Source organism: Flavobacterium sp. 9 (assembly GCF_002754195.1).
In the GTDB taxonomy this organism is placed as follows: Bacteria; Bacteroidota; Bacteroidia; order Flavobacteriales; family Flavobacteriaceae; genus Flavobacterium.
The window spans coordinates 4,925,399-4,938,604 of the sequence record NZ_PEEU01000001.1; the positions used below are offsets into that span (position 1 = coordinate 4,925,399).

The following is a 13,206-nucleotide window of genomic DNA, read 5'->3' on the forward strand; positions in this document are numbered from 1 at the left end:
ATCATGTTAAAAAGTAAAATCGACAAAGCAACGGGGTTCGAGAAACGATTCGAAAACATCAATACAGTTGTTTTTGAAAATTCAAATGATGCTTCAAAAGCGGTTGCTCAAGAAATTGCAGCTTTAATTCAATCCAAACAAAAAGAAAACAAGCCTTGTATTTTAGGTCTTGCAACAGGTTCTTCTCCAAAAGGATTATATGCAGAATTAGTACGTTTGCATAAAGAAGAAGGTTTAAGTTTTAAGAATGTAATTAGTTTTAACTTGGATGAATATTATCCAATGGAGCCAAATTCTATCAACAGTTACGTTCGTTTTATGAAAGAATTGTTGTTTGATCATGTCGATATTTTACCTGAAAACGCTCACGTTCCGGACGGACTTTTAACAAAAGAACAAATCGCTGATTATTGCCACGAATATGAAGCTAAAATTGAAGCTTTAGGCGGAATCGATCTTCAGATTCTTGGAATTGGTGGTAACGGACATATTGGTTTTAATGAGTCAGGATCGTTACAAAACTCAAAAACTCGTTTAGTCGCTTTAGATCATATTACGAGAGTTGCGGCTAGTAAAGATTTCTTCGGATTAAGCAATACGCCAAGAACAGCAATCACGCTTGGAGTAAAAAAAATCATGGAAGCCAAACAAGTTATTTTATTGGCTTGGGGAGAAGGAAAAGCAAATATTGTAAAAAAATCAGTGGAAGATGAAGTTACGAATCGTGTACCAGCTTCATTTTTGCAAGAACATAATAATGCTGTTTTTATTTTAGATAAAGAAGCATCTTCAAAACTTACCAGAATCAACAAACCTTGGTTGGTAGAAAAAGTAGTTTGGACAGATAAACTGACTCGTAAAGCGGTTTTAGGATTGGCGCTTCAGCTTAAAAAACCAATTTTAATGCTTACAGATGCAGATTATATCGAGAACGGAATGAGCGATTTATTGGCTGATTCAGGTCCTGCATACGACATCAACATTAAAATTTTCAATAAATTACAAAATACAATTACAGGTTGGCCGGGCGGAAAACCAAATTCTGACGATACAAATCGCCCTGAAAGAGCAGAACCGGCAAGAAAACGTGTATTGATTTTTAGTCCGCATCCTGATGATGATATCATTAGTATGGGAGGAACTTTCATGCGTTTGCAAGAGCAAGGACATGAAGTGCATGTTGCATATCAAACTTCTGGAAATATCGCTGTAGCGGATGATGAAGCATTGCGTTTTGCAAGATTCGTAATTGATTACAATGAAAAATTCGGAATCAAAAGTGCTGAAGCAGATGATATTTATCAAAAAGCAGCTACTTTTTTAACTAATAAAAAGAACAGCGAAATTGATATTCCTGAAGTACGTTACATTAAAGGATTAATCAGAAAAGGGGAGGCGAGAGCAACAAGTCATTTTGTTGGTTTAACAGACGATCAGATTCATTTCATGGAATTGCCATTCTATGAAACCGGAACTATCGAGAAAAAACCAATTGGACAAGAAGATATTCAATTGACGATGGATTTAATCGAAAAAATTAAACCACATCAAATATATGCAGCAGGAGATTTAGCAGATCCACACGGAACTCATAAAGTTTGTCTTGATGCTATTTTTGAAGCTGTAAAAGCGCTTAAACCAAAATCATTTATGGATGATTGCTGGTTATGGTTGTACCGCGGAGCTTGGCAAGAATGGGGAATTGATGAAGTCGAAATGGCTGTACCAATGAGCCCTGATCAGGTTTTAGCAAAACGTCACGGAATCTTCAAACACCAATCTCAAAAAGACGGAGTTGTTTTTCAGGGAACAGATGCCAGAGAGTTTTGGCAAAGAGCCGAAGACAGAAATGCCGAAACAGCTGCTTTATACCAACAACTAGGTTTAGCAACATATGCTGCAATGGAAGCTTTCGTGAGATGGCATTACTAAGTTGCTAAGGTTCTGAGGAACTAAGTTTCTAAGTTTTAATATTCGCCACGAATTCATGAATTAATTTAAATATAATTCGTGAATTCGTGGCGAAATTTTTTTAAATCACGTAATAAACAAACAGATTAGAAAATCATTTTAATTCTTTTAATCTGTGGCAAAAGAATAAAAATAATAATAGCTTTGCATCTAATAGAAGCAAGAAGAAAGAATGAGTCTATATTCTTTCCTCTTGCTTCTTTTTTCTTCACAACATGGAACCAGACAAAAAACTTCTTATAAAATTAGCTCACACCAAAATGCCTTTCGGGAAATACGAAGGTTGGTTTTTAATCGATTTACCCGAATATTATGTCGTTTGGTATCAGAATAAGGGATTTCCGAAAGGAGAATTAGGACAACAATTAGCGCTTGTATACGAGTTAAAACTAAACGGATTAGAGGAATTAATACGGAATATTAAGAAACAATATCCGAAACCTTTAAAATAGTAAGAAAAATCTTTTGCTATATCGTTTTTTTTATTTATGTTTGATGTATAAAAATATTACAATTCAAAAACAAAGTGATACCACAGAATTCAAGACTGAATTTATATATGTGTACAAGTCAGTGTTTTAAATTAATAATATTTTTATTTATGTTAGATATAAAAAATATTATAATTTTTAGAAACATATTGACACCACTGAATTCGAGCCTGAATTTTTAAATGTGTACAAGTCAATGTTTTAAAATTATAATATTTTTTTTTATGCTAAAACGTACTTCAATAGAAAGTATTACTTCTTGGCTTAAATAAGGTTAGCGCCATCATTTTTTATGTTTTTACTCTTTTAATTATTCTTAAGAAGATTGTTTTATGTTCTGTAATTAAGAGTATTCCTCAAAAAAAAGTCTAATTAAAAGTTAAAATTATCGATTACAAAACCAAGTAATCGTTCTATTTAAAAATTTGCAAATTATCTCATAATCTAATTGATAAATTATCTAATTAAATTTGTACTTTTGCCAAGTTTTTTACACAACTACATACAAACAACAACAGAATGAATCAAACAAAATATATTTTTGTTACAGGCGGTGTGACTTCTTCATTAGGAAAAGGAATTATCGCGGCATCTTTAGCAAAATTGTTACAAGGAAGAGGATATCGTACAACTATTCAAAAATTTGATCCGTACATAAATGTAGATCCAGGTACGTTAAATCCGTATGAGCACGGAGAATGTTATGTAACAGATGATGGTGCAGAAACAGATTTAGATTTAGGACACTACGAGCGTTTTTTGAACGTTCCTACTTCTCAGGCGAATAACGTTACTACAGGAAGAGTTTATCTTTCGGTAATTGAAAAAGAAAGAAGAGGAGAATTTTTAGGAAAAACTGTTCAGGTTGTTCCTCATATTACAAACGAAATCAAAGACAGAATGCAATTACTGGGTAAATCTGGTGATTATGATATTGTTATTACTGAAATTGGTGGAACCGTTGGTGATATTGAATCTCTACCTTATATAGAGTCTGTTCGTCAGTTGGTTTGGGAATTAGGAGAAAATAACGGAATCGTTATTCATTTAACTTTAGTTCCATATTTGGCTGCTGCAGGAGAGTTAAAAACAAAACCTACACAGCACTCTGTAAAAACTTTGATGGAAAGTGGTATCAAAGCAGATATTTTGGTTTGTAGAACTGAGCATGAACTTTCTGATGAATTGCGTAATAAATTAGCGTTGTTTTGCAACGTAAAAAGAGAAGCCGTAATTCAGTCAATTGATGCTTCAACAATATATGAAGTTCCAAATTTAATGCTTGAAGAAGGATTAGATGTTGTAGCTTTAAAGAAATTAGATTTACCTAAAAAAGCAGCTCCGGATTTAAAAAACTGGAATACTTTTTTACGCAGATTAAAAAATCCAAAACATACCGTAAATATTGGTTTGATTGGTAAATATGTAGAAATGCAGGATTGTTACAAATCTATTTTAGAGGCGTTTATTCATGCAGGAGCTTCAAACGAAACTAAAGTAAACGTAATTTCAATACATTCAGAACACATTAATATTGATAATGTTGCTGAAAAATTAGGACCTCTTGACGGAGTTTTAGTAGCACCTGGTTTTGGAGAAAGAGGTATCGAAGGAAAAATCGAAGCAGTTCGTTATGCACGTGAAAACAATATTCCGTTCTTCGGAATTTGTTTAGGAATGCAAATGTCTGTTATCGAATATTCAAGAAATATTTTAGGTTATACTGATGCCAATTCTACAGAGATGAATGAGAAAACTCCTCATCCGGTAGTAAATTTAATGGAAGAGCAAAAAACAATTACTGATAAAGGTGGAACAATGCGTCTTGGTGCTTGGAAATGTGATATTAAACCAAACACTTTAGCACACAAAATCTACGTACAAACGACAATTTCAGAGCGTCACCGTCACCGTTATGAGTACAACAATAAATATGCTGATGAATTACAAAAGGCAGGTTTAAAAGCTTCTGGAGTAAACCCTGATACAGGTTTAGTAGAAATTGTAGAGCTTGAGAATCACCCGTTTTTCATTGGTGTTCAATACCACCCTGAATACAAAAGTACAGTGGCAAACCCACATCCAATTTTTGTAAACTTTGTGGCTGCTGCAGTAAATGCACATAAAAAACAATAATTAATATTCTGAAAAGATGTAACTTTTGAGTCAAACTCATTACTAATAGTCTTTAACGAATAACCCTTTTTTAAATTATAATGGAAGAAAAAAAATTTGATCTTAATTCAATCATTGGTTTTGTATTGATATTTGGAATTTTGATTTGGATTATGTACCAAAATCAACCTTCTGATAAGGAGATTGCTGCTGAAAAAGCCAAGAAAGAATTAGTTGCTAAGCAAGAAGCGCAAGCAAAAGCTGATAAAACTAAAACAGCTGTTTTACCAGTTGCTGCAGCTGCTACTCCTGGTGACACAGTTCAATTAGCGCAATTACAAAAAACATTAGGTGGTTTTGCTTATTCAGCTACACTTCCTTCTGCAAAAGAAGGTTTTACTACTATTGAAAACGAAAAGATGATACTAAAAATCGCTAATAAAGGTGGTTATATAGTTGAAGCTAAGTTGAAAGAATTCAAGAGATTTGAGAAAAATTCGGGACAAATAGTAGAATTAATTAAGGACAATAATTCTGATTTAAATATTCAGTTACAAACTACAGATAACAGAACTTTAAACACTAAAGATTTATATTTTGAACCAACATTGACTAAAAATGGTGCAGACCAAATTTTGACAATGCGTTTGAAAGCTGGAGCTAATGAATTCTTGGAGTACAAATATATCTTGAAACCAAACGATTATTTAGTTGGTTTTGATATTCGTTCTCAAGGTTTGAATAAAGTTTTAAATTCTTCAAAACCATTAGATTTAGTTTGGGATTTGAAATCATACAGAAACGAGAAAAGTGTTTCTATTGAAAAGAGATATGCTCAAATTGAATATGAGTATGGTGATGAGAAATACAGTTCAGTAAGTCATGGTGTAGGTAAAGAAGATACTCCTGAAAAAGTAAGTTATATTGCTTTCAAGCAACACTTTTTTACTGCTATTTTAGCGACTGATAAACCATTCGAAAAGTCTAAGTTACAATCTGATGATTTAGTAAAAGATGAAGCAATAGATACTACTTTTATCAAACAATTTAAAGCAACAGTTCCTTTAGCTTTTTCTAATGGAGAAGTTGATTACAAAATGAACTGGTATTTTGGACCATCTGATTATAAAACTTTAAAATCATACGATAAAAACTTTGAAAAAATTATTCCATTAGGTTGGGGGATTTTTGGATGGATCAATAAATGGGTTTTCATTCCGTTATTTGGATTCTTAAGTTCTACAATTGGACTTTCATTAGGAATTGCAATTATCATCTTTACAATTATCATCAAATTGGCAATGTCGCCAATTACATATAAGTCTTTCTTGTCTCAGGCAAAAATGAAAGTTTTACGTCCTGAAATTACAGAATTGGGAGAAAAATTCAAAAAAGACCCAATGAAGAAACAACAAGAAACGATGAAGTTGTACAACAAAGCAGGAGTAAACCCAATGGCAGGATGTATTCCGGCATTGATTCAGCTTCCGTTTATGTATGCATCATTCCAGTTCTTCCCATCAGCTTTTGAGTTAAGACAAAAAAGTTTCCTTTGGGCAGACGATTTATCATCTTTTGATGCTGTTGTAAAATTACCATTCCACATTCCTTTATATGGAGATCATATCAGTTTGTTCCCAATTATGGCTGCAATTGCGATTTTCTTCTATATGAAAATGACTTCTGGAGATCAGCAAATGGCTGCGCCTCAACAAGAAGGTATGCCGGATATGGCAAAAATGATGAAAATCATGATTTATGTTTCGCCATTAATGATGTTAATTTTCTTCAATAGTTATGGTGCAGGTTTGAGTTTGTATAACTTTATTTCGAACTTAATTACAATCGGAATTATGTTTGTAATCAAAAATTATATTGTTGATACAGATAAAATTCACGCTCAAATTCAAGAGAACAAATTAAAAGAACCTAAAAAACAAAGCAAGTTTCAACAACGTCTTCAAGAAGTAATGGAGCAACAAGAAGCTGCAAAAGGTCAGAATAAAAAGAAATAATAAATAAAAAAATCTCGAGTAATCGGGATTTTTTTATATCTAAATTATACTTTATGAAAAGCATTTTCGTTAAAGTTTAAAATTAAACAGAATATGATTTGTAGAAAAATAATAATCGGATTGCTTTTTTTAAACGCCCTTTTAGTTTCGGCACAAGATTCTAATAAACTCGATGCGAACGGAAAGAAAGATGGCGTATGGAAAGGAGTTTATGAAGTTTCTAAACGTCCTCGTTACGAAGGGACTTTTAACCACGGAAAAGAAACGGGTATATTTAAGTATTTTGATGATACCAAAAAAGGAGATGTTTTGGCCACTCGCGATTTTAGTGCGAATGACGGAAGCGCTTATAATATCTTTTATGATCAGAATAAAAATAAAGTAAGTGAAGGTAAAGTAATCGGTAGAAACAATGAAGGAGAATGGAAGTATTACCATAAAGCTTCTAAAGTCGTTATGACACTTGAAAACTATAAAAACGGTAAACTCGAAGGTTCCAGAACGATTTATTATCCAGATGCAAAAGTTGCTGAAGAAATGACTTATAAAAACGGACTTAGAGAAGGTATTTATAAAAAATTCGCACAAAACGGAATTCTTTTAGAGCAAACTACATATGCAAATGATCAATATAATGGCGATGCTATTTTTTATGATTCAGAAGGAACTATTGCTTCTAAAGGAAAATTCCTGAATGGAAAAAAAGTTGGGAAATGGCAGTTTTACTCAAAAGGTAAATTGACGAAAGAAGTCAATATGAGCGATCCAAAAAGTAATTATCAAGCTGATTCAAAACCTAAAAAAGAATAGATTAATATAAAAGTCCGCTTAAGCGGACTTTTTTTTGCACGACCTGAGCGATAGCGAACAGGCGAAGCAATTCACGAATTTAAACTTTAAAAAATTCGTGAATTCGTGGCTAATTTTTTCGTTAAATGTTTAAATTTGATTTACTAATACTTCAGGTAAATGGATTTAAACGAACTTTCAGGAAGATTTCTATTGTTGTTTTTCTCAATTTTGATTTTGTATTTTTTCTCCAATAGAAAAGATAATGAAACCATAAATCCTTTGATGGTGATTGTTGGTCTTTGCACTTTTTCGCTTTGTTATTTGTTTACAAAAATTGAAATAGGCGTTGGAATTGGGTTTGGATTATTTGCCATTTTCTCCATTTTAAGATTCAGGACACAGTCTTTTACTGTAAATGCAATTATCTTTTTGTTTGCTACAATTACGCTTTCTATTTTGGATATTATGTATCCATATGAGAAAATAGAAGTACTTCTGTTTTTTCAGATTATCATCATCGGATTTTATATTATAGCTTCGGTAATAGTCAATAAAAAAGCTTCTAAATATTTGAATATAGTGGAAGTAAAAATCGCTTTAGAAAGTGATTTTTCTTTGAACAATCAATCAATACGAAAGTCTGTTCAGCAAAAGATGAATATCGATGATTTCGATTTTAAAATTGTAAATATAAATACCGTTTCAAACGAAATTGATCTTCAGGTATTCTATTGATTATTATTGAATTAAGAGATGAAATGTACCTTTAGGTACTAAATATTGGTAGAAAAATACCAATTGAAATAAAATTTGCGTGCCGTAGGTACGCAACAAATCGATAATTATTGCGTACCTACGGCACGCTAAATCTGCTCTAATTCATGTTTTTTTACCAATATTTAGTGCCTAAAGGCACAAATTGGAGCACTTAAATTATTGCATTGCTATTATTCATTAAAAGGACGAACTTGTTTAACATATAAATCCCTGTTTTCTCCAACAATTTTAAACTCAATATCTACCGGATGATATCTGTTTTTTTTCCAATAACGATACATTTTTTCTTCGATTTTTGAACTCACAAGAAATAGCCGACTCATTTCTTTTCGGCTTAATAAAGGTTCGTTATTGTTTAAGTTGGAATTTGAGGTATAATCTACATCAAAATCAGTGTCGTCTTTTCCTGAATTAAAATGATAAGCGACAAATTGCTCGCATATTTCTCCTTTTTCCGGTTTTACAACTGAGTTTTCTCCTTTTTGAACATTAACAGTTATACCTGGGAAATTTTCCCGGAACATATTTTTTGTAATTACAACGCCATTTGCAAGTTCATCCGGAAAAGAACGATGGACTAAAACTCCCATTGCGATATTGTGCTGATCAATGCCAAAAAGTTCTCTTTCGTTGTACGAAGCTTCATTCCAGACGCTTGCCCAAACTTGTTTAATTGCTTTTTCGAATGTTTTAATGCTGTCGCCAAGAATTCCGGTTTTAGAATCATATAATCCGGCGCCATTAAAATCATCTAAATCTTCAGCATTTGTAGAAGATCTGAATCGAAAGTTTTTAAACTTAGCATTTTTGAAGGTTTCATTCAGTTTTGCAATTAATTCAGAATCTACAGGTTCTTTCTTAATTGCATCACGAATCTTTTTCAATTGATGGTAAATCCAAACTGTAGAATCTTTATGCGGATATTCTAAAAGCTCAGTAATTAATGGCGAAATTGATTTTTTCTGAATGTGTTTGGTATAAAAATAAAACGGAATTGCATGTGCATCTTCTGGAGTTTTAAACGAAATTTCTTTTGAAATAGCGATTAAATAAGCCATGTTTTGAGCTTTAGAACCAATATAATTTATTCCTTTTTTAGGGATTGTGGCTAAATCAACTAAATCAGTAACACTATTATCAATGATTAGTTTTTTCTTTTTGGTTGTAGCTTTTTGTTCTATTTTTTTAGTGGTTTCTTTGATGTAAAAAGTATCAATTGCAATTTTTAATTCTACTTTTTTCGAAAGCAATCTTTTGATATTATTATCTTGTAATGCTGTTGTGTAAGCCATTATCGGAATTTTTCTGTTCTTACCCAAAAGCACTAAATGACTTAAAGGCGTTTGTAATTCGTTCACAATAATTCCTCTTACATTGGGTAAAATGTCAGGTGTTCCGTCCAAAACAATAATTTCGTCTGGATTTGGTTTTATCTTTTCTAAGTCTTTGATTTTGTATTGTTTTAGAATACCAATATTTGTCCCCGCAACAACTTCCTGATACTTAATTTCGTTAAAAATATAATCTGATTTTACACAAGGAATCTTGAATTTTTGTTGTTGAAACCATTCCATTTGAGTGGGATTGTTCAGGTAAAATTTTAAATTTGAACCAATAAAAGTTGATTTTACGATTAAATTATAAAAGCGTTCAATAGATTCAATTGGCATATGATCTGAAGCTGCTAATTCGAAAATCCATTTTTCAGTTCCTTTGATATGATTAAGATTTCCCAGAAAAAAATCTCTGTCTTTCATCGTATCGCTATAATTTTCATTATTAAAAACTTCTAAGTCCTGGCTATATCCTAAATAGTGGGTAACAAAGTCATAATGCAAAAGAATCAGACTACTATTGAAGTAGTACATTTTTTGTTTTTTTAGATCATAGATAACTTTTACAGATTCTATATTCGAAAATTTATCTGATAAAGGTTTGCCTCTAAATGCTTTATAGGCTTTATAATTTGATAATGACGCAGAGTATCTTTGAGCACTTAAAGTAACTGCAATGAATAGAAAAAACAGACTGTAAATGTATTTTTGCATGACGTTTTTATTGATAATTAAAAGTAATTAAAAAAAACAATAAGTTTTATCTACTGCGGCATTATATAAACTAATCAAAACTATCCTAATAATCTATAATTTGAGTTATCTTTGCACCCTTGTAAAAATATAAAGGATTTAGAATGAAACGTGTAGTTGTTGGACTTTCTGGTGGAGTAGATTCTAGTGTTGCTGCTTATTTATTGCAACAACAAGGATACGAAGTTATTGGGCTTTTTATGAAAAATTGGCACGATGATTCAGTTACTATTTCTAATGAATGTCCTTGGTTAGAGGATAGTAATGACGCTTTATTAGTTGCTGAAAAACTTGGTATACCGTTTCAAACTGTCGATTTAAGTGAAGAATACAAAGAAAAAATCGTTGATTATATGTTCAACGAATACGAAAAAGGAAGAACTCCAAATCCTGACGTGCTTTGTAATCGCGAAATCAAATTTGATGTTTTCATGAAAATTGCCTTAAGTCTTGGCGCTGATTATGTGGCAACAGGACATTATTGTCAAAAAAGTGAAATCGAAGTTGATGGAAAACCTGTTTACCAATTAATTGCCGGAGCAGATAATAATAAGGATCAATCTTATTTTTTATGTCAGTTATCGCAAGAGCAATTGGCTAAATCATTGTTTCCAATTGGTGCTTTGACTAAACCTGAAGTACGCGAAATCGCTGCTGAAATGGATTTGGTAACGGCTGAAAAGAAAGATTCTCAAGGATTATGTTTCATCGGAAAAGTTCGTTTACCGGAATTTCTGCAACAAAAATTGCAGCCTAAAGAAGGTAAAATTGTTCAGATTGATAAAAACGATCCAATTTATACAATCGAAAAACCAACAGGTTTATCATTGGAAGAAGAATTAAAATTAGAAGCTAAAAAGCGTGATTATCTTCCAACAATGGGAAAAGTGGTTGGAAAACATCAAGGTGCTCATTATTTTACAATTGGACAAAGAAAAGGATTGAATGTAGGCGGAACGACAGATCCGTTGTTTATCATCGCTACAGATGTTGAAACCAATACTATTTATACGGGTTTAACAAGTCTGCATCCTGGATTATTCAAAAAAGCTTTATTTATCGAAAAATCTGAAGTACACTGGATTCGTACTGATTTGGCTTTAAAAGTTGGAGAAAAAATGGAAGTTATGGCGAGAATTCGTTACCGTCAGCCTTTACAAAAAGCAACTTTACATCAATTTGAAGACGGAATGTACGTTCAATTTGAAGAAGGACAATCTGCAATTACAGAAGGTCAGTTTGTAGCTTGGTATTTCGATAATGAATTAGTTGGTTCGGGAGTAATTTCTTAGCTTTATACTTTTTTACAGAGGATTTCCTTCTAAAAAAGTAAACTATGAAGCACTACTACATTACACTTCTATTGTTGGTTTTTACTACAGTTGCGTTTTCACAAGAAGATGCGTGGGTCTATTTTAAAGATAAACCAAATTCACAGCACTTTTTAGACAATCCGTCTGAAATGCTTTCTGCGCGCGCTTTAGAACGTAGAACCAATCAGAATATTTCTTTGGATGTTACGGATGTTCCTGTTGAAGAAACTTATATCACTCAGGTAAAAGCCGCTACAGGAATTGTTGTAATGGCACAATCCAAATGGATGAATGCGCTTCATATTCGAGGAACTCAAACCGATATTGTAGCTTTAAAAACACTTTCGTTTGTTGATAAAGTAGTTTTTGCCAATAGAACTTTGAACACAACTGGTAAAAAAGTTTCTGAGAACAAAATTGCAAAGACAAAAGACAAGCTAAATACTGCGATTGATTATGCTTACGGAAATTCAGCAAATCAGATTCAAATGCTTAACGGACAAGTTTTGCATCAGCAAAATTATACCGGATCAGGCAAAATAATTGCTGTTTTAGATGCTGGTTTTCCAGGTGTAAATACAGCTCAGCCATTTCAAAAATTGATTACTAATAATCAGATTTTAGGCGGATATGATTTTGTAAATAGAAACGATAACTTTTATACAGGTGACGATCATGGTACAATGGTGCTTTCGACAATTGGCGGTTACAAAGAAAACGCTTTAGTTGGAACAGCTCCAAATGCTTCATTTTATTTATTTATCACAGAAAATGATGCCACAGAAAATCCTGTTGAAGAATCGCTTTGGGTAGAAGCCGCAGAAAAAGCTGATTACCTGGGAGTTGATATAATTACAACTTCGTTGGGATATTTTGGGTTTGATGATCCTAATTACAGTCATACTTATAGTGATATGAACGGTGTTACAAATTTCATTTCGCGTGGAGCCGAAATCGCTTTTAGCAAAGGGATTATTGTGTTAGCTTCTGCAGGAAATGAAGGAAGTACTGCGGAACCGCATATTGGAGGTCCGGCAGATGCAGTTTCAGTTATAACTGTTGGTTCTGTTAACGCTGTAAAAGTAAAAGCGGGTTCAAGTTCTATTGGGCCAAGTTTTGATAATCGAATAAAACCCGATGTTATGGCGCAAGGTGCCGCAGCGGTTGTTTCTGATACTAATGGGAATATTGGTACGGCAAACGGAACTTCATTTTCTTGCCCAATTATGGCAGGAATGATTGCGTGTTTGTGGCAGGCGTTTCCAACAAAAACGAACAAAGAAATCCGACAAATGTTACTTCAATCTTCTGATCGCTATTCGGCACCAAATAATAATTATGGTTACGGAATTCCAAATTTTGGAGCAACTTTGGGAGTTGAAGATTTTCAAACTGCGCTTTCAGCCTTTTCAGTATATCCAAATCCTGCTGAAACTGTAGTTTCATTTTCATTTTCGAAGGAAAATTATAACGCTTCGGTTAAAATTTATTCGGTTTTAGGACAAAAAGTAATCGAAAAACAAATAACAAATCAAGATCCATTTCTTTCCGTAGCATCTTTACAAAGCGGACTTTACTTTTATGCTTTTGATGTTGACGGTTTGCATAAAACAGGAAAGATAATTAAACAATAACAGCATTTTTG

9 protein-coding genes are annotated in these 13,206 nt (G+C 32.7%); 8 read left to right on the top strand and 1 reads right to left on the bottom strand.

The genetic code is table 11. The features are described 5' to 3' along the window. The first annotated feature begins 3 nt into the window (after positions 1–3). The 6 genes from nagB to CLU81_RS20510 all read left to right on the top strand — a co-directional run bounded on the left by nagB (position 4) and on the right by CLU81_RS20510 (position 8,119). Positions 4–1,932 carry a glucosamine-6-phosphate deaminase gene (gene nagB / locus CLU81_RS20485; RefSeq protein ID WP_099711496.1) on the top strand — a complete coding sequence of 643 codons (1,929 nt, stop codon included), beginning with the start codon at positions 4–6 and terminating at the stop codon, positions 1,930–1,932. 254 nt (positions 1,933–2,186) lie between these two features. Beyond that, entirely contained in the window at positions 2,187–2,423 is a 237-nt protein-coding gene (locus tag CLU81_RS20490) for a DUF3820 family protein (protein ID WP_099711497.1), read from the top strand. 558 nt (positions 2,424–2,981) lie between these two features. After that, on the top strand, positions 2,982–4,598 hold the full coding sequence (locus tag CLU81_RS20495; protein ID WP_099711498.1) for a CTP synthase: 1,617 nt from the start codon (positions 2,982–2,984) through the stop codon (positions 4,596–4,598). Positions 4,599–4,678: 80 nt separating this feature from the next. Then, positions 4,679–6,592 carry a membrane protein insertase YidC gene (gene yidC, locus CLU81_RS20500; RefSeq protein WP_099711499.1) on the top strand — a complete coding sequence of 638 codons (1,914 nt, stop codon included), beginning with the start codon at positions 4,679–4,681 and terminating at the stop codon, positions 6,590–6,592. A gap of 93 nt (positions 6,593–6,685) precedes the next feature. Continuing rightward, positions 6,686–7,402: a toxin-antitoxin system YwqK family antitoxin gene (locus CLU81_RS20505; RefSeq protein WP_099711500.1), complete on the top strand. Its 717-nt coding sequence runs from the start codon at positions 6,686–6,688 to the stop codon at positions 7,400–7,402. 159 nt (positions 7,403–7,561) lie between these two features. Next, positions 7,562–8,119, top strand: coding sequence for a DUF4956 domain-containing protein (locus tag CLU81_RS20510; protein ID WP_099711501.1), 558 nt, complete (start codon positions 7,562–7,564; stop codon positions 8,117–8,119). Between the two features lie 212 nt (positions 8,120–8,331). Here CLU81_RS20510 and CLU81_RS20515 read toward each other — a convergent pair whose 3' ends face one another. Continuing rightward, entirely contained in the window at positions 8,332–10,209 is a 1,878-nt protein-coding gene (locus tag CLU81_RS20515; protein ID WP_099711502.1) for a PEP/pyruvate-binding domain-containing protein, read from the bottom strand. Between the two features lie 143 nt (positions 10,210–10,352). On the opposite strand from CLU81_RS20515, the gene mnmA reads away from it, so the two are divergent. Together mnmA and CLU81_RS20525 are read left to right on the top strand one after the other, a co-directional pair. Then, positions 10,353–11,540, top strand: a complete 1,188-nt coding sequence (mnmA, locus tag CLU81_RS20520; protein WP_099711503.1) for a tRNA 2-thiouridine(34) synthase MnmA — start codon at positions 10,353–10,355, stop codon at positions 11,538–11,540. 44 nt (positions 11,541–11,584) lie between these two features. Then, positions 11,585–13,195 (top strand): S8 family serine peptidase, encoded by a 1,611-nt coding sequence (locus CLU81_RS20525; RefSeq protein WP_099711504.1) that lies wholly within the window; start codon positions 11,585–11,587, stop codon positions 13,193–13,195. The last annotated feature ends 11 nt before the right edge of the window (positions 13,196–13,206 follow it).

Excerpts from the sequence above, each read along its gene's own strand:
- CLU81_RS20505 (WP_099711500.1), top strand. The coding sequence starts at position 6,686 with ATGATTTGTAGAAAAATAATAATCGGATTGCTTTTTTTAAACGCCCTT.
- CLU81_RS20515 (WP_099711502.1), bottom strand. The coding sequence starts at position 10,209 with ATGCAAAAATACATTTACAGTCTGTTTTTTCTATTCATTGCAGTTACT.
- CLU81_RS20510 (WP_099711501.1), top strand. The coding sequence starts at position 7,562 with ATGGATTTAAACGAACTTTCAGGAAGATTTCTATTGTTGTTTTTCTCA.
- CLU81_RS20490 (WP_099711497.1), top strand. The coding sequence starts at position 2,187 with ATGGAACCAGACAAAAAACTTCTTATAAAATTAGCTCACACCAAAATG.
- CLU81_RS20525 (WP_099711504.1), top strand. The coding sequence starts at position 11,585 with ATGAAGCACTACTACATTACACTTCTATTGTTGGTTTTTACTACAGTT.
- nagB (WP_099711496.1), top strand. The coding sequence starts at position 4 with ATGTTAAAAAGTAAAATCGACAAAGCAACGGGGTTCGAGAAACGATTC.
- CLU81_RS20495 (WP_099711498.1), top strand. The coding sequence starts at position 2,982 with ATGAATCAAACAAAATATATTTTTGTTACAGGCGGTGTGACTTCTTCA.
- mnmA (WP_099711503.1), top strand. The coding sequence starts at position 10,353 with ATGAAACGTGTAGTTGTTGGACTTTCTGGTGGAGTAGATTCTAGTGTT.
- yidC (WP_099711499.1), top strand. The coding sequence starts at position 4,679 with ATGGAAGAAAAAAAATTTGATCTTAATTCAATCATTGGTTTTGTATTG.